Raw genomic sequence first — 23,706 nt, forward strand, 5'->3', positions numbered from 1 at the left:
GTTACATTTCGAACCCGGAAGCTAAGCCTTTCAGCGCCGATGGTACTGCAGGGGGGACCCTGTGGGAGAGTAGGACGCCGCCGAACAATTTTTAGCCTCGGTCCCGAGCATTTTATGCTCGGGACCGAGGCATTTTTGCGTTCAGTGCCAGGTTCCCAATCGAACTGATGTATCACCGGATCGAGTGAAAGAGGGCTGCGGCCCTGGCGTGGCGAGTGAGGGACCGCCCAGAATCGCCAGCAGGAGGGGCGAGGAGAAGCGGGGGGTTGGGGTGAGGGCGATGCAGGCCGGGAAGGCGGTGGCGGTGGCGTCAGGGCCCGTTATGGGGCCGGTTCTGACGCCGCCACCCGCCACCATCACCGCATCAGTTGCCGTAGCCGGCGGCACGGGCGAGTTCGAGGTCGAGTGCCTCGCGCCGGATGCGCTGATCCATGTAGAGCAGAGCGGTCACACCGGCGCTGATCGGAAAGGTGACGGAGGAGCTGATCACTCCGCCGATGCCGACGACGATCAGAAAGGCCCAGCCGACGGAGACGGACTCGCCGGACAGGTAGTCGATGGCGCTGTCCCCGCCGAACGCCATCGCGATGGCGCTGGTCGGGACCTCGACGATGGCGGCCACGAGGAAGACCAGCACGATGGACAGGAGCTGGATGCCGAAGACGCGCCACCATGCTCCGCGTACGAGCTTGGCCGAGCGACGCAGGGCAGAGATGATCCCCTGCTTCTCCAGCATCAGCGCGGGGGCGGCGAGGCTGAAGCGGACCCAAAGCCAGATGGCGACGCCCGTTCCGGCGAGAGCCCCGAGAGAGGCGAGCGCCGCGCCCTCGCTGCCCACACCGGCCGCTACGAGGAGCATCCCCGGCGCCATGCCCACGCCGATGACGGCCGCGGTGATGGCCGGGACGAGCAGGAGCAGACCGCACAGCTGAAGCAGGCGCGGCCGGGCACCGCCCCAGGCTTCGCCGGTGGACACGGATCGGCCCAGGACCGCCCGGGCGGTGACCATGGTGAGCAGGGCGGTGGTGACGATGGTGCCCAGCACCCCGACGAGCAAGGTCACCGAGCTGCTGCCCAGAGCGTTGCGTACGGCCTCCAGCGCCTCCTCGAGAGTGGGGTCCGGATTGTCGACCGCGCCGGTTCCGGAGGTCGTGCGGAACCAGAGACCGGTGACGACGGTGATCAGTCCCTGGGCCACCACCGAGACGGCGAGCGAGATGCCGAGGACCGTGCGCCAGTGGGCACGCACGGTGGCGATCGCACCGTCGAGGATCTCGCTCACCCCGAGCGGGCGCAGCGGGATGACACCGGGGCGGGGTGCGGGCGGCTGTCGCCAACCGGCGCCCCAGCCACCGCCGTTCGCCGGGCCCGCCGGGTGCGGGGGCGGCGTGGAGATGCCGCCGTTGGAGGCCGTCCAGTGTCCTGCGGGCGGTTGCCGCTCGGCCCAGGTGGCGGCCCGCGCAGGCCGCTCCGGCGCGGGGTGGTCGACGGGCTCGTTCGGCTGCTGACTGCCGTGGTCGGGCTCGTCGGAAGGGGACGATCCGGGCGGAGCCCAGCCCGGAGACTCGTTCATCGTCGCTCCGTAGGTCGTTCGTTGGCCGGTCGCGGATGCGGTGACGGCCGGTTCGTAGCCATCGTGCCACGGTGTGTTGTGGTTCGTACCGGTCGCTGGGGTGGGCTGACCACTTCATTAGTCGGCGCCGCAGGGGGCAGACTGGGCGGATGGCTGATGAGCACCGGGGATCCCCGGAAGGCGCCGCAGGGCCCACTGCTTTCGCACTGCGCTGGGAGGAACCACCCGAGGGACCCGTGGTGGTGCTCCTCGACCAGACCCGGCTTCCCGCCGAGGAGGTCGAGCTGGTGTGCACGGATGTGCCGATGCTGGTGGAGGCGATCCGCTCGCTCGCCGTCCGAGGAGCCCCGCTGCTCGGCATCGCCGGGGCCTATGGGGTCGCCCTCGCCGCGGTGCGCGGATTCGATGTGGACGAGGCCGCCGAGTCGCTCGCCCATGCCCGTCCCACCGCCGTCAACCTCGGCTATGGCGTGCGCCGGGCCGCCGCCGCGTATCACGCGGCGGTCGGGGACGGAGCGGACCCCGACCGGGCCGCCGCGGCCGCGCTCGCCGAGGCCCGCACCCTGCACGGTGAGGACGCCGAGGCCAGCGAGCGGATGGCCGGGCACGGCCGGGCGCTCCTTGATGAGCTGCTCCCCGCCGGGGGCTACCGCGTCCTCACCCACTGCAATACCGGTGCGCTGGTCTCCGGCGGTGAGGGCACCGCCCTGGCCGTGGTCAAGGCGGTGCACCGGGCCGGGCAGCTGCGGCGGCTCTGGGTGGACGAGACCCGCCCGCTGCTCCAGGGGTCTCGCTTGACGGCGTACGAGGCGGCCCGGGAAGGGATGGCCTACACGCTGCTCACCGACAACGCGGCGGGGTCGCTGTTCGCGGCGGGGGAAGTGGACGCGGTCCTGATAGGTGCGGACCGGATAGCCGCGGACGGCTCGGTGGCCAACAAGATCGGCAGCTATCCGCTCGCGGTGCTGGCCCGCTACCACCATGTGCCGTTCATCGTGGTGGCCCCGACCACCACGATGGACCCGGACACCCCCGACGGGGCGGCGATCGAGGTCGAACAGCGACCCGGGCACGAGGTGACGGACGTCATAGTGCCGCATGCTCCGGGCCGCGGGGCCGAGACGGCGATGGGAGTCCCGGTGGCTCCACTGGGCACCCAGGCGTTCAACCCGGCTTTTGACGTCACACCGCCGGAGCTGATCACCGCGATCGTCACCGAGCGTGGTGTCGTCGCTCCGGTCACCGAAGGGGGTATCGCAGAGCTGTGCGCCAGGTCACGATCAGGTAATGGGATGATGGCCTCATGAAGGGACGCGTCCTTGTCGTCGACGACGACACCGCACTGGCAGAGATGCTCGGCATCGTGCTGCGCGGCGAAGGCTTTGAACCGTCGTTTGTCTCGGACGGCGACAAGGCTCTTGCCGCCTTCCGCGAGGCCAAGCCGGATCTGGTGCTGCTCGACCTCATGCTGCCCGGACGGGACGGCATCGAGGTGTGTCGGCTGATCCGGGCCGAGTCCGGGGTACCGATCGTCATGCTCACCGCCAAGAGCGACACGGTCGATGTGGTGGTCGGGCTGGAGTCCGGTGCCGATGACTACATCGTCAAGCCGTTCAAGCCGAAGGAGCTGGTGGCCCGGATCCGGGCGCGGCTGCGGAGGTCCGAGGACCCGACGCCGGAGCAGCTGGCGATCGGCGATCTGGTGATCGACGTCGCCGGGCACTCGGTGAAGCGGGACGGGCAGTCGATAGCGCTGACCCCGCTGGAGTTCGATCTGCTGGTGGCCCTGGCCCGTAAGCCGTGGCAGGTGTTCACCCGCGAGGTGCTGCTGGAGCAGGTCTGGGGCTATCGGCACGCGGCCGATACCCGGCTGGTCAATGTCCATGTGCAGCGGCTGCGCTCGAAGGTCGAGAAGGACCCGGAGCGGCCGGAGATCGTGGTGACCGTGCGCGGCGTCGGCTACAAGGCCGGGCCCAGCTGAGATGACGGGTGGCGGCACGGCTCCGCGGCCCCAGGGTTCGGGAGGCGGGGCGCCGGAGAGCGGCCGGGTGGGGCGACCGGATCCGGCGGGTGACATTCCGCTGCTCCGGAGACTGTGGAGCGGCGGGCATCTGCTGCCCGACGGTGCCTCCGGCGGACCGGCACATCCGCTGATCCGGCTGTTCGGGCGGTGGGTGCGCCGTCCGCTGCTGCCCGCTGCCCGGCTGTGGCGGCGGAACATCCAGCTGCGGGTGGTGGCCACCACGCTGCTGATGTCGCTTGGTGTGGTGATCCTGCTCGGCCTGGTCGTCATCGGCCAGGTGCGCAACGGACTGCTGGACGCCAAGCGGCATGCCGCGCAGGGCCAGGCCGTCGGCGGGTTCGAGGTGGCCGAGCAGATGGCCGACCGCAAGAGCCAGAGCGGTGGCCAGGACGGCGCGGGCCCCGGCAGCCGCGGTGCCCAGGACGCCGGGGCGTGGCTGAACGCCCTGGTGGAGCAGTTGGCCAGCGGCGGCAAGGGCGCGTATTCGGTGGTCGCGCTCAGCTCCGACTCCGGGGAGACGCCCTATGTGGCCAGCCGCGGCCCCCGGGCCTCCGGTGACGTCAAGGCGGACAGCGTGCCCGCCGATCTGCGGCAGCGGGTGGACGAGGGCCGGACGGCCCCGTACGAGCAGTACGGGCGGATCGAGCACCTCGGCTCCGGCGACAGCGAGCCCGCGCTGATCATCGGCAAGCGGCTGGACGACAACCACGGCGACGCCTATCAGCTGTATTACCTCTTCCCCTTCACCCAGGAGGAGAAGTCGCTGAGCCTGGTGAAGGGCACGCTGGCCACGGCCGGGGTGTTCGTGGTGGTGCTGCTCGGCGCCATCGCCTGGGTGGTGGTGCGGCAGGTCGTCACGCCGGTGCGGATGGCGGCCGGGATCTCCGAGCGGCTGGCGGCCGGGCTGCTGCAGGAGCGGATGAAGGTCACCGGGGAGGACGACATCGCCCGCCTCGGCGAGGCGTTCAACAAGATGGCCCAGAATCTCCAGCTCAAGATCCAGCAGCTGGAGGAGCTGTCCCGGATGCAGCGGCGGTTCGTCTCGGACGTCTCGCACGAGCTGCGCACGCCGCTGACGACCGTGCGGATGGCGGCGGACGTCATCTACGAGGGGCGCGAGGACTTCGATCCGATCACGGCGCGCTCCGCCGAGCTGCTGTGGGGCCAGGTCGACCGCTTCGAGTCGCTGCTCTCCGATCTGCTGGAGATCAGCCGCTTCGACGCGGGCGCGGCCGCCCTGGAGGCCGATCAGATCGATCTGCGCGATGTGGTGAACCGGGTGGTCGACGCGGCTGAGCCGCTGGCCGACGCCAAGGGCACCCGGATCCTGGTGCGGGGCGCCGAGGCACCCGTGATCGCGGAGGCGGACGCCCGCCGGGTGGAGCGGGTGCTGCGCAATCTGGTGGTCAACGCCGTGGAGCACGGCGAGGGCCGGGACGTCGTGGTGCGGCTCGCGGCGGCGGGCGGCGCGGTCGCCGTGGCCGTGCGGGACTACGGGGTGGGGCTGAAGCCCGGCGAGGCGACGCGGGTCTTCAACCGCTTCTGGCGGGCCGATCCGGCGCGTGCCCGGACGACCGGCGGTACCGGTCTCGGGCTGTCGATCGCGGTGGAGGACGCGCGGCTGCATGGCGGCTGGCTCCAGGCGTGGGGCGAGCCCGGTGGCGGTTCGCAGTTCCGGCTGACGCTGCCGCGCGCCGCGGGCGATGTGCTGCGCGGGTCGCCCATCCCGCTGGAGCCCGAGGACTCGCGGCGCAACCGGCAGCCGGCCGACGGCGGGCAGGCGCGGCCCGCGGCGGAGCGGCTGGCCTCGGTGCCCGCGCAGCCCCGCTCCGCGCTACCGCCCGCCGACGCCCCGGTGCCCTCGGCCGATCCGACGGCGCTGCCGGGGAACGGGGCGCGGGTGGTGCGCGGCGCCGCGGAGACCCCGCACCGGGAGCACCGCGAGCACCGCGAGGAGACGACACCGAACGAAGGGGAGGGCCGCCCCCGTGGGCGCTGACCGTGCCGACCGCGACCGTTCCCGCTCCGGCGCGCGCCGCCGTGCGCGGGGCTCGGGCACGTTGCTCGCGTGTGGTGTGCTGCTGCTGTCCGGCTGTGCCTCGATGCCGGACAGCGGGGATGTGCGGCGGGTCGACTCCTCGCCGCGCTCCGATGTGGATTCGCAGGTCCGGGTGTACGGGGTGAGCCCGGGCAAGGGCGAGCAGCCCGCGGAACTGGTCTCCGGCTTCCTGGAGGCCACGACGAGCGACGAGGAGAACTTCGCCACCGCGAAGGAGTACCTGACCCGGGGCGCCTCCAAGGACTGGGATCCGTTCGCACGGACCACGGTGCTGGAGCAGGCGCCGGACGTGCGGGTGGAGACCGACCCCGGCGACCGGGACGGCAACAGCAAGACGGTGGTGCTGTCGGGCAAGCGGATCGCCACGGTGGACGCCACGCACGCCTACCGGCCCGATGCGGAGAAGTACGAGGAGCGCATCCATCTCACCCTGCGCGGGTCGGAGTGGCGGATCGACGGGCCGCCGCCGGGGCTGGTGCTCGGCGAGTCCGACTTCCAGCGCATCTACCACTCGGTCAACAAGTACTACTTCGCGAAGCTGGGCCCGGATGCCTCGGACTCACGGGTGGGGGACGAGGTCCTGGTCGCCGACCCGGTCTATCTGCGGCGGCGCATCAACCCGGTCACGGCGACCGTCAAGGCGCTGCTGGACGGCCCGACGGACTGGCTGGATCCGGTGGTCAGCACGTCCTTCCCGGCCGGTACGGCGCTCGGCCGCAACACCGGCAAGCTGTCGCTGGACGACTCGAACGCGCTGAAGGTCCGGCTGAGCGACCAGGCGGCGCAGATCAGCCCGGGCCGCTGCGCCCGGATGGCGGCGCAGACGCTGTTCACGGTGCAGGACCTCTGGGAGGGGTCGGACGAGGTCAGCGGGGTGCGGCTGGAGCGGCAGAGCGGCTCCGAGCTGTGCGCCCTGTCGAGCGACGCGGCGCGCGCGTACGCACCCGACCATGTCATCGGGCGGCCCCAGCACCAGTACTTCGTGGACGCGCAGCACCGGATGGTGCGGCTGTCCGACGACGAGGACAAGCCACGGCCGGTGCCGGGGCCGTTCGGCGCCGACGGCGCGGGGCTGGGCACGGTGGCGGTCTCGCGGGACGAGCAGGACGCGGCGGCGGTCAGCGAGGACGGCCGGTCGCTGTACGTCACGGAGCTGTCGTCCGGCGCCGAGCGCGGCCGGGTGCGGGTGCACAGCCAGGGCGGCAGCCCCGAGCACGGGCTGACGGCGCCCAGCTGGGACGGGCTGGGCGGGCTGTGGGTGGCCGACCGGGATCCGCAGCGGCCGCGGCTGCTGCGGCTGCGGGGCGGCACCGGCCCCGCGGACGAGGTCGAGCTGCCGGCGCTCGACGGCGGCCGGATCACGGCGCTGCGGGTGTCCGCGGACGGCACGAGGATCGCGATGCTGGTCAAGCAGGACGGGCATACGACGCTGCGGCTGGGCCGGATCGAGCGGCGGGGCACGGCGGACCATCCGAAGCTGTCGGTGCGGGCGCTGCACGCGATCGCACCGAAGCTGCAGGACGTCGACACCGCGTCCTGGGCGGGGGACAGCCGGCTGGTGGTCGCGGGCCGTGAGTCGGACGGTGTGCAGCAGCTGCAGTACGTGGAGACGGACGGCTCACCGGCGGATCTGCCGGAGGTACCGGGGCCGAACGGGGTGGAGACGGTGGCCGCCTCGGAGGACCAGACCCGGCCGCTGATCGCCGAGACCAGGGAGAACGGGATCGTCCGGCTGCTGCCGAACACGGACTGGAAGACCGTGGACGAGGACGGTTCGGGGCCGGTGTACCCCGGATAGCCGTATGGCGGGGGAGGCCGTGGCGGCCTCTCCTACCCCTCTCCCACCGCATGTCCCGCCTTGGGGGCGGCCGGTTGTCCACATGCGCGCGGTTTTCCACAGGGGGTGGCGGCCCGGCCGGGGTGACGGGACAGTGGGGGCCATGCGGGGCTGGTGGCAGGAGATCGCCGATCTGGTGCTGCCGGCCGACTGTGCGGGGTGCGGTCGGCCGGGTGTTCCGCTGTGCGACCGGTGTCATAGGGCGCTGCGGGGGCCCGGGGCGCGTCGGGTGCTGCCGAGCCCGGTGCCGCCGGGGCTGCCGGTGGTCCATGCGGCGGTGGACTACGTGGACGAGGCCCGGGCGGTGCTGCTCGCGCACAAGGAGCGCGGAGCGCTGCGGCTGGCGGGGCCGCTGGGCGAGGCGCTGGCCGGTTCGGTGCGGGCGGCGGCCCGCGGGGCCCCGGCCCGGTCCCTGAGAACCACCCCGCCACTGCTGCTCGTGCCGGTGCCCTCGGCGCGGCGGGCGGTGGGGGCGCGGGGCCATGATCCGGCCCGGCGCATCGCGTTCGCGGCGGCGGCCGTGCTGCGCCGCGAGGGGTGTCCCGCGCGGGTGCCGACGGTGCTGCGGCAGCGGCGCCGGGTGACCGACCAGTCGGGGCTGGGCGCCCGCCAGCGTCTGGAGAATGTGGCGGGGGCGCTGGAGGCCGTGCCGGGTGGCGGGCGGCTCCTGGTGGCGGGCCCGGTGGTGCTGGTGGACGATCTGATGACGACGGGGGCCTCGCTCGCGGAGGCGGCACGGGCGGTGACGGACGCGGGCGGACAGGTCGTGGGCGGGGCGGTGGTGGCCGCGCCGCCGACCCCGGCGACCCAGCCGAACTCGGGGCCTTCCGGGCGTCTCGGACCCTTCGCGAGCGGTAAGCGGAACTGAATACGAAGCCGCGTCGTTGCAGGCTGTAAGGATGCCAAAGCACCTGATCGGAGGTACATCCCAGTAGGGGGTGCCGACATCGGTCCGGGCGAGCTATGTTCGGTTGTGAGGAGTGGCAGGTGCTATGACTCGCAAATCCGCTTGGCGTGCTTTGAGTGCTTTCTTGTGAGCTGTTAACCGAAACGGGGTGGAGTTGTTCCCCGTGGGAAGGAGAGGTGAAAGCCGCCAAGCCGGTGGCTCCGGAAGACGCCGGAGCCTAGTGCACAAGGGATGAGCTCCGGTGGATCATCCGGAGCGACCCGGGAACGGAGTTCTGCGTGGACATCGTCGTCAAGGGCCGTAAAACAGAGGTGCCCGAGCGGTTCCGGAAGCACGTGGCCGAGAAGCTGAAGCTGGATAAGATCCAGAAGCTCGACGGCAAGGTGATCAGCCTCGACGTCGAGGTGTCCAAGGAGCACAACCCGCGTCAGGCAGACCGCTCCGACCGAGTGGAGATCACCCTTCGCTCCCGTGGCCCGGTCATTCGCGCGGAGGCCGCGGCGGCCGATCCGTACGCAGCGCTGGACCTGGCGGCCGGCAAGCTGGAAGCGCGGATGCGCAAGCAGCACGACAAGCGCCACAACCGGCGTGGCAACGGCCGCATTCCGGCCAGCGACGTGGCCATCACCGTGCCCAACGCGGCACGTATCAACGGGCATGGCGAGATCGCCGCCCAGCGCACCCCGTCGGACACCGTGCCGACCACCCGGATGGGACCCCTGGAAGTCCAGGGCGAAGGCCCCCTCGTGGTCCGTGAGAAGACCCACGCCGCGGTCCCGATGTCGCTCGACCAGGCTCTCTACGAGATGGAGCTGGTCGGGCACGATTTCTATCTGTTCGTCGACTCCGACACCAGCCAGCCCAGCGTCGTCTACCGGCGGCACGGCTATGACTACGGAGTCATTCATCTTCAGCCGGAGGCGTTCGCCGGTGAGGAGCCCGGTGGCGCCGGCGGTGCGCTCGGCGCCTGAGGCCAACCGGGCCTCGACCGCCTCTGGGCGGGCGCACAGAGAGTGAGCGGGATCGCGCGGCGGATGCGCCGCGCGGTCCCGTGGCCGGTCCGGGCATGAAATCATGGCTCGACGGCCAACCGGCATGGGGGAAAAGACTGGTTGGCGCCGTACCGCACAGTGCACCGCAGAGTGCAGACCGCAAGGGCCATGGCCTTCAGGGGGAGGAACGATGGCGGACAGCTTCGGGCCCATGTCCGACGAAGGCGATGACCAACGCCTGGGGCCGGACAGGGGCGAGTCGCGCAAGGAGCCGATCCGGGTCCTCGTAGTGGACGACCACGCTCTCTTCCGGCGTGGGTTGGAGATCGTCCTGGCCCAGGAGGAGGACATTCAGGTCGTCGGTGAGGCCGGGGACGGCGCCGAGGCCGTGGACAAGGCGGCGGACCTGCTGCCGGACATCGTCCTGATGGATGTGCGCATGCCCAAGCGCGGGGGGATCGAGGCATGCACATCGATCAAGGAGGTGGCCCCCAGCGCCAAGATCATCATGCTGACGATCAGCGACGAGGAGGCCGACCTCTACGACGCGATCAAGGCGGGTGCCACCGGCTATCTGCTCAAGGAGATCTCGACCGACGAGGTGTCGACCGCGATCCGGGCGGTGGCCGACGGCCAGTCGCAGATCAGCCCGTCGATGGCGGCCAAGCTCCTCACCGAGTTCAAGTCGATGATCCAGCGCACCGACGAGCGTCGGCTGGTCCCGGCGCCCCGGCTCACCGACCGTGAGCTGGAGGTGCTGAAGCTGGTGGCCACCGGCATGAACAACCGCGACATCGCCAAGGAGCTGTTCATCAGCGAGAACACCGTGAAGAACCACGTCCGGAACATCCTGGAGAAGCTGCAGCTGCACTCCCGGATGGAGGCCGTGGTCTACGCGATGCGGGAGAAGATCCTCGAAATCAGGTGAGCGAGGGGCCGCGCCGCGTCAGCGGACCGCGGCCGCCAGCGGTGCGGCCAGCTCCGGGCGATCGACCCGCTCGATCCGCACCGCGTCGCAGCCCACCCAGCCGGCCGCCTCGCGCAGCGCCTCGGCCATCGGCGCCACGGCCTTCGGCGTGTCCAGCGACACCTGCCGGGCCACCAGCGTGGTCCCCTCACGGGCCGGATCGACCCGGCCGAGCAGCCGCCCGCCCGACAGCAGCGGCATGGCGAAGTAGCCGTACACCCGCTTGGGCCGGGGCACGTACGCCTCCAGCCGATGGCTGAAGCCGAAGATCCGCTCGGTGCGCGCCCGGTCCCATATCAGCGAGTCGAAGGGCGACAGCAGCGTCGTACGGTGCCGCCCGCGCGGGGTGCTGGCCAGCGCCTCGGGGTCCGCCCAGGCCGCCTTGTCCCAGCCGGCGACCGCCACCGGCACCAGCCCCGAGTCCGCGATCACCGCCTCCACCTGCTCCCCCTTGAGCCGGTGGTAGTCCGCGAGGTCCGCCCGGGTGCCCACGCCCAGGGACTGGCCCGCGAGCCGCACCAGCCGCCGCAGACACTCCGCGTCGTCCAGGTCGTCGTGCAGCAGCGCGTCCGGCACGGCGCGCTCGGCCAGGTCATAGACCCGCTTCCAGCCGCGCCGCTCCACGCACACCACCTCGCCGTACGTCAGCGCGCGCTCGACCGCGACCTTCGTCGCCGACCAGTCCCACCACAGACCGCCGTTCTTGGCGCCGCCCAGCTCGGTCGCGGTCAGCGGGCCCTCGGCCCGCAGCTGCGCCACCACCTGCTCGTACGCCCCCGGCGGCAGCTCGTGGTGCCAGTGCGGGCGGGCGCGGTAGGCGCGGCGCCGGAAGGCGAAGTGCGGCCACTCCTCGATCGGCAGCACACAGGCCGCGTGCGACCAGTACTCGAAGGCGTGGGTGTCGCTCCAGTACGCCGACTCGACCGCCTTGCGGCCGACCGCGCCCAGCCGCGCGTACGGAATCAGCTCGTGCGAGCGGGCCAGCACCGAGATCGTGTCCAGCTGCACCGCGCCCAGATGGCGCAGGACGCCGCGCACCCCGCCGCGCCGGTCGGGCGCCCCCAGGAGCCCCTGGGCGCGCAGCGCGATCCGGCGCGCCTCGTCGGCGGACAAGGTGACCTCGGGTTTGCGGTCCGCGGTTGCCCCGGACCCGGCGGTGGGATTCGTCATGCGCGCCACCGTAGTGGCGACCACCGACAGCGCCCCGCCGACCGATAGCGCCCCGCCGACCAGGGACGCCGTCAGACCGGGTTCGTGGCGGGCGCGGGGGCCGGGAGGTACGGCGTGGCCGAGGGCAGCCCCCAGTCGGAGGGCAGCAGCGCGCCCCGCCAGGAGTCCCGCCGCGTGCCCTCGCGGACGATCCCCGCCCGGTTCGTCCCCTCCATCCGGAAGCCCACGGCGAGCGCGACCGCCCGCGACGCCTCGTTCCCGGCTTCCGTGCACCACTCCAGCCGCTCCACGCCCAGCCCGGTGAACGCCCACTCGGCCACCGCCCGGGCCGCCTCGCCCGTGTAGCCGCGCCGCCGGTGCTCCCGTACCGTCCAGTAGCCCAGTTCGGCCTGGCGCTCGGGGCTGCGCAGCCGCGTCAGCCGTACCAGGCCCATGGCCCCGATGAGTTCTCCCTCACCCTTGGTGACCAGCGCGAAGTTATAGGTGCTGTCGTTCCGCCAGCCCTCCGGGCAGGTCCGCCCGACGAAGTCCTCGGCGTGTGCGTGTTCGTACGGAGCGGGAAGGGTGGTCCAGCGCAGGATGTCCGGGTCCTGGCAGGCAGCGTGGACCGCCGGGACGTCGGACGGCCGGAAGGGGCGCAGAACGAGTCGCTCGGTGGTGAGGGTGACGGGCTCCATGGCCAGAGTCTGGGCCGCTGCCGCGCGGTGCCGCGACTGGTTTTGGCGAATTCGGGGGCACCCCGGCGCGCTCTCACGCGTTGACACGGTGTGGTGACACCCGGCCCGCGTGGTGACGGACCTCCCGGCCAGGCGGGGTCTGTCTTACGATGGCCGTTGCGGCGGGGCTTGTGCCCCTTGACAATGCCGCGCCAGCGCACCCCACAACCGTGCCAGGCCCGACCGGCAAGGAGCCAGCCTACGTGTCCGTCTTCAACAAGCTCATGCGTGCAGGCGAAGGAAAGATCCTGCGCAAGCTGCACCGCATCGCGGACCAGGTAAATTCCATCGAAGAGGACTTCCTGTCCCTCTCCGACGCCGAGCTGCGTGCCCTCACCGACGAGTACAAGGAGCGGTACGCCGACGGCGAAAGCCTCGACGACCTGATGCCGGAGGCGTTCGCGACGGTGCGCGAGGCGGCCAAGCGGGTGCTCGGCCAGCGTCACTACGACGTCCAGCTGATGGGCGGCGCCGCGCTGCACCTCGGGTATGTCGCCGAGATGAAGACCGGTGAGGGCAAGACCCTGGTGGGCACCCTGCCCGCGTATCTGAACGCGCTGTCCGACAAGGGCGTCCACCTCATCACGGTCAACGACTACCTGGCCGAGCGTGACTCCGAGTGGATGGGCCGGGTGCACAGGTTCCTCGGCCTCGAAGTCGGCTGCATTCTCGCCAACATGACTCCGGCGCAGCGCCGCGAGCAGTACGCGTGCGACATCACCTACGGCACCAACAACGAGTTCGGCTTCGACTATCTGCGCGACAACATGGCGTGGTCGCAGGACGAGCTGGTGCAGCGCGGTCACAACTTCGCGATCGTCGACGAGGTCGACTCGATCCTGGTGGACGAGGCCCGTACGCCGCTGATCATCTCCGGCCCGGCCGACCAGGCCACCAAGTGGTACGGCGACTTCGCCAAGCTGGTCACCCGGCTGAGCCGGGGCGAGGCGGCGAATCTGCAGAAGGGTCAGGAGGAGACCGGGGACTACGAGGTCGACGAGAAGAAGCGCACCGTCGGCATCCATGAGTCCGGCGTGACCAAGGTCGAGGACTGGCTGGGCATCGACAATCTGTACGAGTCCGTCAACACTCCGCTGGTCGGCTACCTGAACAACGCGATCAAGGCCAAGGAGCTGTTCAAGAAGGACAAGGACTACGTCGTCATCGACGGCGAAGTCATGATCGTCGACGAGCACACCGGCCGTATCCTCGCCGGTCGCCGCTACAACGAGGGCATGCACCAGGCGATCGAGGCCAAGGAAGCGGTGGAGATCAAGGACGAGAACCAGACTCTCGCCACGATCACCCTGCAGAACTTCTTCCGCCTCTACGACAAGCTCTCCGGCATGACCGGTACGGCCATGACCGAGGCCGCCGAGTTCCACCAGATCTACAAGCTCGGCGTCGTCCCGATCCCGACCCACCGCGCGCTCGCCCGGGTCGACCAGTCCGACCTGATCTACCGCACCGAGGTGGCCAAGTTCGACGCAGTCGTCGACGACATCGTCGAGAAGCACGAGAAGGGCCAGCCGGTCCTGGTCGGCACCACCTCCGTGGAGAAGTCCGAGTACCTGTCGCAGCAGCTCGCCAAGCGCGGTGTGCCGCACGAGGTGCTGAACGCGAAGCAGCACGACCGGGAGGCGACGATCGTCGCCCAGGCGGGCCGCAAGGGCGCCGTCACGGTCGCGACGAACATGGCCGGCCGTGGTACGGACATCAAGCTCGGCGGCAACCCCGACGACCTCGCCGAGGCCGAGCTGCGCCAGCGCGGGCTCGACCCGGGGGAGCACGCCGAGGAGTGGGCGGCCGCGCTGCCCGCCGCCCTGGAGAAGGCCGAGGCCGCGGTCAAGGCCGAGTTCGAGGAGGTCAAGGAGCTCGGCGGGCTGTATGTGCTGGGCACCGAGCGGCATGAGTCGCGCCGTATCGACAACCAGCTGCGCGGTCGTTCCGGCCGTCAGGGCGACCCCGGCGAGTCCCGCTTCTACCTCTCGCTCGGCGACGATCTGATGCGGCTGTTCAAGGCGCAGATGGTCGAGCGCGTGATGGCCATGGCCAACGTTCCCGACGATGTGCCGATCGAGAACAAGATGGTCACCCGCGCCATCGCCTCCGCCCAGTCGCAGGTCGAGCAGCAGAACTTCGAGACCCGTAAGAACGTCCTGAAGTACGACGAGGTCCTCAACCGGCAGCGCGAGGTCATCTACGGCGAGCGCCGCCGCGTCCTGGAGGGCGAGAACCTGGAGGAGCAGGTCGTCCACTTCATGGACGACACGATCGACGCGTACATCCAGGCGGAGACCGTCGAGGGCTTCGCCGAGGAGTGGGACCTGGACCGGCTGTGGAGCGCGTTCAAGCAGCTCTACCCGGTCAAGGTGACCGTCGAGGAGCTGGAGGAGGAGACCGGCGACCGCGCCGGGATCACCGCCGACTTCATCGCCGAGGCCACCAAGGACGACATCCACCAGCAGTACGAGGCCCGTGAGGAGCAGCTCGGCTCCGAGATCATGCGCGAGCTGGAGCGGCGCGTTGTGCTGTCCGTGCTGGACCGCAAGTGGCGCGAACACCTCTACGAGATGGACTACCTCCAGGAGGGCATCGGGCTGCGCGCGATGGCCCAGAAGGACCCGCTGGTCGAGTACCAGCGCGAGGGCTTCGACATGTTCCAGGCCATGATGGAGGGCATCAAGGAGGAGTCGGTCGGCTACCTGTTCAACCTGGAGGTCCAGGTCGAGCAGCAGGTCGAGGAAGTCCCGGTCGAGGACGCGGAGGCCAAGACCTCGCTGGACAAGGACGTGCAGGACGCGGTCCCCGCCGGCGCCTCCTCGGGGCGTCCCGAGATCCACGCCAAGGGCCTGGAGGCCCCGCAGCGGCCGGACCGGCTGCACTTCTCGGCCCCGACGGTGGACGGCGAGGGCGGCGTCGTGGAAGGCGACTTCACCAACGACGACACCCCGCCCGCGCCGCGCTCCGAGTCCGACGGGCTGACCCGGGCGGAGCGGCGCAAGGCCAACAAGGGCGGCCGCCGCCGCAAGAAGTAGCGCGTACGCGGTACGAGAAAAGGCCGGGGCACCGTGCGACCGCACGGTGCCCCGGCCTTCTCATGTGACCAGCGGGCCGAGGTCGACGGCCGCGCAGCGCCAGCGGGCGTCGGCGCCCAGCTCCAGGCGGAACGCGAGCGCGCTGAGCCGGTCGCCGGAGGCGATCCGGGCGAACGCCTCGATCACCCCGTGCCGCGGCCGGTACTCCCCGCAGCGCCGTACGACGGGCGTGGCGCGTCCGGCGGCGGGGCGCAGTGGTGCGCGGGGCGCGAGGGCGATCAGCTGGTCGTAGGCGTCCGGGAGGGCGTGCCCGAGCAGGGTGTGCACGGGGCGCTGGCCGCTGAGGGTGAGCAGCAGCCGGTGCGCGAACCAGTAGTGGGGCAGCCGGTCGCGCTCGCGCTGTACGGCGGCGAGGGCGGCCGTGCGCGAGACGGCCGCCGTACGCCGGGCCTGGCCGCCGCTCGGCCGCGTTGCGGTGCGGGGGCCGGGCCGTGGCGCGGTAGCGCTGCCGGGCGCGCTGTCCGGCCGCCGTACGGTGGCGCCGCCCGGCCGCCGGGAGTCGCGGCGCCCCGGCGGCCCTCCGCGCCCTCCGGTCCGGCGCCGGTCGGTGGTGCCCGCCGCGCCCCGGTCGGTTCGCGTCGTCGTCCGGGTGATCTCGTGCATGCGCCTCGCCGTCTCTGCCGGGCCCGGAGGAATACCGGGCGGTAGCTTCCGTCGGAAAGACTTCTATCGGCGCGTTTCCGCCACCCGCAATGCCCGGCCCAGGGCACCGGGACCCGGCCGGAGGCTTCACCTATCCGGGGGAAGGGATCCGGTGGAACGGCTGGTGGCGGCGTACGAGGCGGCGTGGGGCCCGCGGCCGCAGGGCCCCGGAAATACCCCGAACGGGGACCGGCGGGCCCTGGCCCTCCCGGCGGTAGCCGGAAGACAACCAGGCCCTTGAGGGCGGCACGTATGCTGGCGGGACCTGATGTCTCGTGAAAGCGGCGGCCCATGCGCGTCTACGTCCCCCTGACCCTCTCCGGTCTCGCCGAGGCGCACAAGGCGGGGGAACTGGGACCGGGGCCGCTGACCGCGTATGCCGTGACGCCCGCGCTGCGCGAGTGGTACGTGTCGGACGACATCGAGGAGCTGGAGTACGCCGCGCTCAGCCGGGCCGCGCAGGCGTCCCTGCGGCTGCTCGCCGTGGACCGGCAGGTGCCGCGGCGGCGCGTGGTGGTGGCCCTTGACGTGCCCGACGGGCAGGCGGTCGCCGATCCGGACCGGGGGCTGGACCAGTCCGCGCTGGGCGAGGTGCGGATCGCCGCCGCCGTACGGCTGGCCGAGGCCGCGGCGGTGCACCTGGACGCCGGGGACGCCGAGCCGGACGTCGCCGCGGCGGCCGAGGCGCTGGGCGCGGCGGACCTGGGCGACGACGACGCGCAGTTCACGGTGGACGGCGCGGAGGACCACGAGCTGATGTGGTACGCCACCCAGGAGATCCCGAATCTCATCGAGTGAGCCACTGCCCCATGCCGTTTGCCGAGCCCGCTGGGTACCGTCGAGGGATGGGGACGAACCGCGTGACGCATATCGTGTGGGACTGGAACGGCACGCTCTTCCACGACATCGACGCCGTGATCCAGGCGACGAACGCCTCATTCGGGGAGATCGGACTGCCGCCGATCACGCTGGAGCGCTACCGGGAGCTGTACTGCGTCCCGGTCCCGCACTTCTACCAGCGGCTGATGGGGCGGCTGCCCACCGATGAGGAGTGGGAGGTCATGGACGGGGCCTTCCACCGGCACTACTGGGCGCTGGCCGAGAGCGCGGGGCTGGCGCTCGGCGCGCGGGAGCTGCTCGCGGAGTGGCAGGGGGCGGGGCTCACCCAGTCGCTGTGCTCGCTGGCGCCGCACGAGAATCTGATGCCCCTGGTGCGTACGCATGGCATCGAGCGCCACTTCGTCCGCGTGGACGGCCGCACCGGGCAGAGCACCACCGGCAAGGCCGAGCAGATGGTGCGCCATCTCGCCGCGCTGGAGAAGGTGCCGCCGCGGCGGGTCGTGGTGATAGGTGACGCGGTGGACGACGCGGTGGCGGCCGAGCATGTGGGGGCACGGGCCGTGCTCTACACGGGCGGCTCGCACAGCCGGGCCAGTCTGCTGGCCGCCGGGGTGCCGGTGGTCGACACGCTGGAGGAGGCCGTGCGGGAGGCCGAGGCGCTGGCTGACAGCTGACGGGTATCAGCTGACGGCTGGCAGGTATCAGCTATCGGCTGACAGCTGACGTCCGACAGTCGGCAGATAGCAGCTGACGGACATCAGCTGACGGGTATCAGCTAACAGGTAGCGGCTGACAGGTATCAGAATCTGTCAGCCGCGCACCCGCGGCCCAACCCCCGCCCCGCCTCACACCACCGGCGCCTTCGTCCGCAGCACCGCCAGAAACTCGCGCATCCACACCGGATGGTCCGGCCACGCCCGCGACGACACCAGCGTGCCGTCCACCACGACCTCCGCGTCCTGGAACGTCGCCCCCGCCGCCTGCATGTCCAGCTCCAGCGCCGGATACGCGGTCACCCGGCGCCCGGTCAGCCCGCCGACCGCCGCCGTCAGCAGCGGGCCGTGGCAGATCTGCGCCACCGGCTTGTCGGCGTCGAAGAACGCCTTGCAGATCTTCCGCAGCTCCGCGTCGTTGCGCAGGTACTCCGGGGCCCGGCCGCCCGGGATCACCAGGGCGGCGTAGTCTCCCGGGTCAACCTCGGAGAAGGCGAGGTCGGCGGGGAAGCTGTAGCCGGGCTTCTCGGTGTACGTGTCGTAGCCCTCTTCGAAGTCGTGCACCACGAAGCGCAGCGTCTTCCGGGAGGGGGCCGCGATATGGACTTCGTAACCTTCCTCACGCAGCCGCTGGTACGGGTAGAGCACCTCCAGGGATTCGGCCGCGTCCCCGGTCACCAGCAGGATCTTCGCAGTCGCAGCAGTGCTGCTCATGCCGCCCACCTCCACCTTTCCACGCTTACCACCGACGGTGTCACCCTGCATCCGCACCGGAGGTTTGCCAAGAGCGCATGAGCTGGGCGCGCGCCCTCCTCCGGCTGTCCACTTAGCTGTCCATTCCGTCAAACATCCGGGCCCGTTTTTGTACACGAACGGCTCATGACGAGCCCCTGGGGAGGAGCGATAGCCTTACTGCGTGATCAGCGCGATAGTCCACGGGGGCAAGGAGGCCCTCGCTCCCAGCCCGGGGCGCCTCCGGGCCGGAGCCGCTGCCGCTGGTCGACGCCGCGTGGGGTCTTGGTCACTTACGGCCGAGTACACCGCGGCCATCTCCGAATCCGGCATACCGTCGTACGTGACCGGATACCCCGAGTCGCGGCGTCATGCCACCGCCATCGATGTCACGCAACGGCGCGCGACAGGAGCCAGAGGACATGCAGACCAAGCTGGACGAAGCCAAGGCCGAGCTGCTCGCACGGGCCGCGCGGGTCGCTGAGAACAGTCCTGCCGGGGGGCAACCGCCGGTACAGGGCCCGGGCCCGGAGACCCTGACCGCATACCTCCAGCACTACTACCTGCACACGCCACCCGAGGATCTCGCCGACCGGGACCCGGTCGACGTCTTCGGCGCGGCGCTCTCGCACTATCGGCTCGCCGAGGCGCGCCCCCAGGGCACGGCGAACGTACGGGTGCACACCCCGACCGTCGAGGAGCACGGCTGGACGTGCAGCCATTCGGTCGTCGAGGTCGTCACCGACGACATGCCGTTTCTCGTCGACTCGGTCACCAACGAGCTGACCCGTCAGGGCCGCGGCATCCATGTGGTGATCCACCCGCAGGTGGTCGTGCGCCGCGACATCACCGGCAAGCTGATCGAGCTGCTGGAAGCCTCGTACGACCGCAAGGCCCGCGAGAACCTGCCGCACGACGCCGTCGTCGAGTCCTGGATCCACGTGGAGACGGACCGGGAGACCGACCGCGGCGACCTCAAGCAGATCACCGCGGACCTGCTGCGCGTCCTGTCCGACGTCCGCGAGGCAGTCGAGGACTGGGAAAAGATGCGCCAGTCGGCGCTGCGGCTGTCCGAGGTGCTGCCCGAGGAGCCCAAGGCCGCCGAGGTGCGCGACCAGGAGGTCGAAGAGGCCCGTGAGCTGCTGCGCTGGCTCGCGGACGACCACTTCACCTTCATCGGCTACCGCGAGTACGAGCTGACCCAGGCGCCCGCCGAGGCCGGTGGCGAGGAGGACGTGCTGAGCGCGGTGCCCGGTACGGGCCTGGGCATCCTGCGGTCCGACCCGGCCCACCGGGACGCCGACGAGAGCGACCACGGGGCCGCCCCGGTGTCACCGTCGTTCAACCGGCTGCCCGCCGACGCCCGGGCGAAGGCGCGCGAGCACAAGCTGCTGGTGCTCACCAAGGCCAACAGCCGCGCGACCGTCCACCGGCCGTCGTACCTCGACTACATCGGCGTGAAGAAGTTCGACGCCGAGGGCAATGTGATCGGCGAGCGCCGCTTCCTGGGGCTGTTCTCGTCCGCCGCGTACACCGAGTCGGTGCGCCGCGTCCCGGTCATCCGGCGCAAGGTGGACGAGGTGCTGGCGGGCGCCGGTTTCGGGCCCAACAGCCACGACGGCCGGGACCTGCTGCAGATCCTGGAGACCTACCCGCGCGACGAGCTGTTCCAGACCCCGGTCGACCAGCTCCGCTCGATCGTCACCAGCGTGCTCTACCTCCAGGAGCGGCGCCGGCTGCGGCTGTTCCTGCGGCAGGACGAGTACGGGCGCTACTACTCCGCGCTCGTCTACCTGCCCCGCGACCGCTTCACCACCGATGTGCGGCTGCGGCTGACGGACATCCTGCTGGAGGAGCTGACCGGCCGTCCGCCGGTGGACTTCACCGCCCTGCACACCGAGTCGGTGCTGTCCCGGCTGCACTTCGTGGTCCGCGTCCAGCCCGGTACGGAGCTGCCCGACCTGACCGACGCCGATGTCGAGCGCATCGAGAACCGGCTGGTCGACGCCGCCCGCTCGTGGGCCGACGGCTTCTCCGAGGCCCTGGTGTCGGAGGTGGGCGAGGAGCGCGCCGCCGAGCTGCTGCGCCGCTACCAGCACGCCTTCCCCGAGGGCTACAAGGCCGACCACACGCCGCGCGGCGCCGTCGCCGACCTCCAGCACGTGGAGCGGCTGACCGCCGAGGACAGCAAGCAGGACTTCGCGCTCAGCCTGTACGAGCCGGTCGGCGCGGCCCACGCCGAGCGCCGCTTCAAGATCTACCGGGCGGGCGGCCAGGTGTCGCTGTCGGCCGTGCTGCCGGTGCTCAACACGCTCGGCGTCGAGGTGGTCGACGAGCGCCCGTACGAGCTGCGCTGCGCGGACAAGACCACGGCCTGGATCTACGACTTCGGGCTGCGGCTGCCGCTGCGCGAGGGCGAGGCCCTCGCGGACGACGCCCGTGAGCGCTTCCAGAACGCGTTCGCCGCCGTGTGGACCGGCCAGGCCGAGAGCGACGACTTCAACCAGCTGGTGCTGGGCGCCGGGCTGGACTGGCGGCAGGCCATGGTGCTGCGCGCGTACGCCAAGTACCTGCGGCAGGCCGGTTCCACCTTCAGCCAGTCGTACATGGAGGACACCCTCCGTAACAATGTGCACACCACCCGGCTGCTGGTCTCCCTCTTCGAGGCCCGGATGTCGCCCGAGCGGCAGCGGGCGGGGCTGGAGCTGACCGACGCGCTGATGGAGGAGCTGGACGCGGCGCTGGACCAGGTGGCCTCGCTCGACGAGGACCGCATCCTGCGCTCGTTCCTCACCCTCATCAAGGCCACGCTGCGCACGAACCACTTCCAGAAGAACGCGCACGGCCAGCCGCACGACTACCTGTCGGTCAAGCTCGACCCGCAGGCCGTGCCCGATCTGCCCGCGCCCCGCCCGGCGTACGAGATCTGGGTGTACTCGCCGCGCGTCGAGGGCGTGCACCTGCGCTTTGGCAAGGTCGCGCGCGGTGGCCTGCGCTGGTCCGACCGGCGTGAGGACTTCCGTACCGAGATCCTGGGCCTGGTCAAGGCGCAGATGGTGAAGAACACGGTCATCGTGCCGGTCGGCGCCAAGGGCGGATTCGTCGGCAAGCGGCTGCCGGATCCGTCGGTGGACCGGGACGCGTGGATGGCCGAGGGCATCGGCTGCTACAAGACCTTCATCTCCGGTCTGCTCGACATCACCGACAACCTGGTCGGCGGCCAGGTCGAGCCGCCGAAGGACGTCGTCCGGCACGACGGGGACGACACCTACCTGGTCGTCGCCGCCGACAAGGGCACCGCGACCTTCTCCGACATCGCCAACGAGGTCGCCCAGTCGTACGGCTTCTGGCTCGGCGACGCCTTCGCCTCCGGCGGTTCCGCGGGCTACGACCACAAGGGCATGGGCATCACCGCGCGCGGCGCCTGGGAGTCCGTCAAGCGGCACTTCCGCGAGCTGGACCACGACACCCAGAACGAGGACTTCACGGTCGTCGGCGTCGGTGACATGTCCGGTGACGTGTTCGGCAACGGCATGCTGCTGAGCGAGCACATCCGGCTGGTCGCCGCCTTCGACCACCGGCACATCTTCATCGACCCCAACCCGGACGCGGCCACCTCGTACGCCGAGCGCCGCCGGCTGTTCGAGCTGTCGCGCTCGTCCTGGGAGGACTACAACACCGAGCTGATCTCGGCGGGCGGCGGCATCCACCCCCGTACGGCCAAGGCCATCCAGATCACCCCGCAGGTGCGGGCCGCGCTCGGCATCGAGACCAAGGTCGCCAAGATGACCCCGGCCGACCTGATGAAGGCCATCCTCAAGGCCCCGGTCGACCTGCTGTGGAACGGCGGCATCGGTACGTACGTCAAGTCCTCCACCGAGTCGCACGCCGACGTCGGCGACAAGGCCAACGACGCGATCCGGGTGGACGGCCAGGACCTGCGGGTCAAGGTCGTCGGCGAGGGCGGCAACCTGGGCCTGACCCAGCTCGGCCGTATCGAGTTCGCCACCAACGGCGGCGGGATCGACACCGACGCGATCGACAACAGCGCCGGGGTGGACACCTCCGACCACGAGGTGAACATCAAGATCCTGCTCAACGCGCTGGTCACCGAGGGGGACATGACGGTCAAGCAGCGCAACAAGCTGCTGGCCGAGATGACCGACGAGGTCGGCGCGCTGGTGCTGCGCAACAATTACGCGCAGAACGTGGCCCTCGCCATCTCCGCCGCCCAGGCCCCCAGCCTGCTCCACGCCCACCAGCGGCTGATGCGCCGACTGTCGCGCGAGGGACGGCTGGACCGCGGGCTGGAGTTCCTGCCCGCCGACCGGCAGATCCGGGAGCGGCTGTCCGCCGGGCGCGGTCTGACCCAGCCCGAGCTGGCCGTGCTGCTCGCCTACGTCAAGATCACCGTGGCGGACGAGCTGATCGGCACCGGGCTCCCCGACGACCCGTACCTCCAGCGGCTGCTGCACGCCTACTTCCCGCAGGCGCTGCGCGAGAACTTCCCGGAGTACGTCGACGGGCATGCGCTGCGCCGCGAGATCATCACCACGGTGCTGGTCAACGACACGCTCAACACCGCCGGGTCGACGTTCCTGCACCGCATGCGGGAGGAGAGCGGGGCCTCCACCGAGGAGGTCGTGCGCGCCCAGACCGCGGCCCGCGCGATCTTCGAGCTGGGGGCGGTCTGGGACGAGGTCGAGTCGCTGGACACGGTCGTCTCCGCCGAATTCCAGACCCGGATGCGGCTGCACTCGCGGCGGCTCGTCGAGCGCGGCACCCGCTGGCTGCTCAACAACCGGCCGCAGCCGCTGGAGCTGGCCGAGACGATCGACTTCTTCGCCGAGCGGGTCGCCGCGGTGCGGGCCGAGCTGCCCAAGCTGCTGCGCGGTGGCGACATCGAGTGGTACCAGCGCATCCACGACGAGCTGACCGCCGTCGGTGTCCCGGACGATCTGGCCACCCGGGTGGCGGGCTTCTCGTCCGCCTTCCCGACGCTGGACATCGTCGCCATCGCGGACCGCACCGGCAAGGACCCCCTCGCGGTCGCCGAGGTCTACTACGAGCTGGCCGACCGGCTGCAGATCAGCCAGCTGATGGACCGCATCATCGAACTGCCGCGGGCCGACCGCTGGCAGTCCATGGCCCGCGTCTCCATCCGCGAGGACCTGTACGCGGCGCACGCCGCCCTCACCTCCGACGTCCTGTCGGTCGGGAACGGTGGTTCGACGCCGGAACAGCGCTTCAAGGCGTGGGAGCAGAAGAACGCCGCGCTCCTCCAGCGGGCGCGGACCACGCTGGACGAGATCCAGTCGTCGGAGACGTTCGATCTGGCGAACCTGTCGGTGGCGATGCGCACCATGCGCACGATGCTGCGTACGCACAGCTGATCCACCGCGAAGGGGCGGTCGGCGGCCATCGGCCGCGGACCGCC

16 protein-coding genes and 1 rRNA gene are annotated in these 23,706 nt (G+C 71.1%); 12 read left to right on the top strand and 5 right to left on the bottom strand.

What is annotated here, in order from left to right; all coding sequences use genetic code 11:
• Positions 1 to 86 (top strand): 5S ribosomal RNA (rrf, locus tag ACZ59A_RS43915); the annotation flags it as partial.
• A gap of 278 nt (positions 87 to 364) precedes the next feature.
• Here the strand turns inward: rrf and ACZ59A_RS43920 are convergent.
• Positions 365 to 1,573, bottom strand: coding sequence for a DUF7847 domain-containing protein (locus ACZ59A_RS43920; protein ID WP_470971226.1), 1,209 nt, complete (start codon positions 1,571 to 1,573; stop codon positions 365 to 367).
• A 149-nt stretch (positions 1,574 to 1,722) separates the two neighbouring features.
• Between ACZ59A_RS43920 and mtnA the strand changes: the two genes are divergently transcribed.
• The 7 genes from mtnA to ACZ59A_RS43955 all read left to right on the top strand — a co-directional run bounded on the left by mtnA (position 1,723) and on the right by ACZ59A_RS43955 (position 10,319).
• Positions 1,723 to 2,880: an S-methyl-5-thioribose-1-phosphate isomerase gene (gene mtnA / locus ACZ59A_RS43925; RefSeq protein WP_470971228.1), complete on the top strand. Its 1,158-nt coding sequence runs from the start codon at positions 1,723 to 1,725 to the stop codon at positions 2,878 to 2,880.
• The gene (mtrA, locus tag ACZ59A_RS43930) at positions 2,877 to 3,554 is read left to right on the top strand and encodes a two-component system response regulator MtrA (RefSeq protein ID WP_179934800.1); all 678 of its coding nucleotides are present in this window, start codon (positions 2,877 to 2,879) and stop codon (positions 3,552 to 3,554) included. The genes mtnA and mtrA overlap by 4 nt, the downstream gene beginning before the upstream one ends.
• A 1-nt stretch (position 3,555) precedes the next feature.
• Positions 3,556 to 5,595 carry an MtrAB system histidine kinase MtrB gene (gene mtrB / locus ACZ59A_RS43935; RefSeq protein WP_470971231.1) on the top strand — a complete coding sequence of 680 codons (2,040 nt, stop codon included), beginning with the start codon at positions 3,556 to 3,558 and terminating at the stop codon, positions 5,593 to 5,595.
• Positions 5,585 to 7,453 (top strand): LpqB family beta-propeller domain-containing protein, encoded by a 1,869-nt coding sequence (locus tag ACZ59A_RS43940; RefSeq protein WP_470971233.1) that lies wholly within the window; start codon positions 5,585 to 5,587, stop codon positions 7,451 to 7,453. Before mtrB ends, ACZ59A_RS43940 begins: the two co-directional genes overlap by 11 nt.
• 142 nt (positions 7,454 to 7,595) lie before the next feature.
• Complete coding sequence (locus ACZ59A_RS43945) at positions 7,596 to 8,360, top strand: ComF family protein (protein ID WP_470971236.1); 765 nt, start codon at positions 7,596 to 7,598, stop codon at positions 8,358 to 8,360.
• Between the two features lie 317 nt (positions 8,361 to 8,677).
• On the top strand, positions 8,678 to 9,370 hold the full coding sequence (gene hpf, locus ACZ59A_RS43950; RefSeq protein ID WP_468055188.1) for a ribosome hibernation-promoting factor, HPF/YfiA family: 693 nt from the start codon (positions 8,678 to 8,680) through the stop codon (positions 9,368 to 9,370).
• A gap of 211 nt (positions 9,371 to 9,581) precedes the next feature.
• Positions 9,582 to 10,319: a response regulator gene (locus tag ACZ59A_RS43955; RefSeq protein ID WP_468055187.1), complete on the top strand. Its 738-nt coding sequence runs from the start codon at positions 9,582 to 9,584 to the stop codon at positions 10,317 to 10,319.
• An 18-nt stretch (positions 10,320 to 10,337) separates the two neighbouring features.
• Here the strand turns inward: ACZ59A_RS43955 and ACZ59A_RS43960 are convergent, their stop codons facing one another.
• The gene (locus ACZ59A_RS43960; protein WP_470971239.1) at positions 10,338 to 11,528 is read right to left on the bottom strand and encodes a winged helix-turn-helix domain-containing protein; all 1,191 of its coding nucleotides are present in this window, start codon (positions 11,526 to 11,528) and stop codon (positions 10,338 to 10,340) included.
• Positions 11,529 to 11,599: 71 nt separating this feature from the next.
• Positions 11,600 to 12,205: a GNAT family N-acetyltransferase gene (locus ACZ59A_RS43965; protein ID WP_470971242.1), complete on the bottom strand. Its 606-nt coding sequence runs from the start codon at positions 12,203 to 12,205 to the stop codon at positions 11,600 to 11,602.
• A 242-nt stretch (positions 12,206 to 12,447) separates the two neighbouring features.
• On the opposite strand from ACZ59A_RS43965, the gene secA reads away from it, so the two are divergent.
• Positions 12,448 to 15,282, top strand: a complete 2,835-nt coding sequence (secA, locus tag ACZ59A_RS43970) for a preprotein translocase subunit SecA (RefSeq protein ID WP_470971244.1) — start codon at positions 12,448 to 12,450, stop codon at positions 15,280 to 15,282.
• Between the two features lie 60 nt (positions 15,283 to 15,342).
• Here secA and ACZ59A_RS43975 read toward each other — a convergent pair whose 3' ends face one another.
• Positions 15,343 to 15,945, bottom strand: coding sequence for an Rv3235 family protein (locus tag ACZ59A_RS43975; RefSeq protein ID WP_470971246.1), 603 nt, complete (start codon positions 15,943 to 15,945; stop codon positions 15,343 to 15,345).
• 330 nt (positions 15,946 to 16,275) lie between these two features.
• On the opposite strand from ACZ59A_RS43975, the gene ACZ59A_RS43980 reads away from it, so the two are divergent.
• Both ACZ59A_RS43980 and ACZ59A_RS43985 read left to right on the top strand, forming a co-directional pair.
• Positions 16,276 to 16,782, top strand: coding sequence for a DUF6912 family protein (locus ACZ59A_RS43980; protein WP_470971249.1), 507 nt, complete (start codon positions 16,276 to 16,278; stop codon positions 16,780 to 16,782).
• Between the two features lie 47 nt (positions 16,783 to 16,829).
• On the top strand, positions 16,830 to 17,498 hold the full coding sequence (locus ACZ59A_RS43985; protein WP_470971251.1) for an HAD family hydrolase: 669 nt from the start codon (positions 16,830 to 16,832) through the stop codon (positions 17,496 to 17,498).
• Positions 17,499 to 17,669: 171 nt separating this feature from the next.
• Here the strand turns inward: ACZ59A_RS43985 and ACZ59A_RS43990 are convergent, their stop codons facing one another.
• Positions 17,670 to 18,251 carry a DJ-1/PfpI family protein gene (locus tag ACZ59A_RS43990; RefSeq protein WP_468055173.1) on the bottom strand — a complete coding sequence of 194 codons (582 nt, stop codon included), beginning with the start codon at positions 18,249 to 18,251 and terminating at the stop codon, positions 17,670 to 17,672.
• Positions 18,252 to 18,691: 440 nt separating this feature from the next.
• On the opposite strand from ACZ59A_RS43990, the gene ACZ59A_RS43995 reads away from it, so the two are divergent.
• The gene (locus ACZ59A_RS43995; RefSeq protein WP_470971254.1) at positions 18,692 to 23,662 is read left to right on the top strand and encodes an NAD-glutamate dehydrogenase; all 4,971 of its coding nucleotides are present in this window, start codon (positions 18,692 to 18,694) and stop codon (positions 23,660 to 23,662) included.
• Positions 23,663 to 23,706 lie beyond the last annotated feature (44 nt).

The sequence above is a fragment of the Streptomyces sp. NPDC040405 genome (assembly GCF_055595765.1).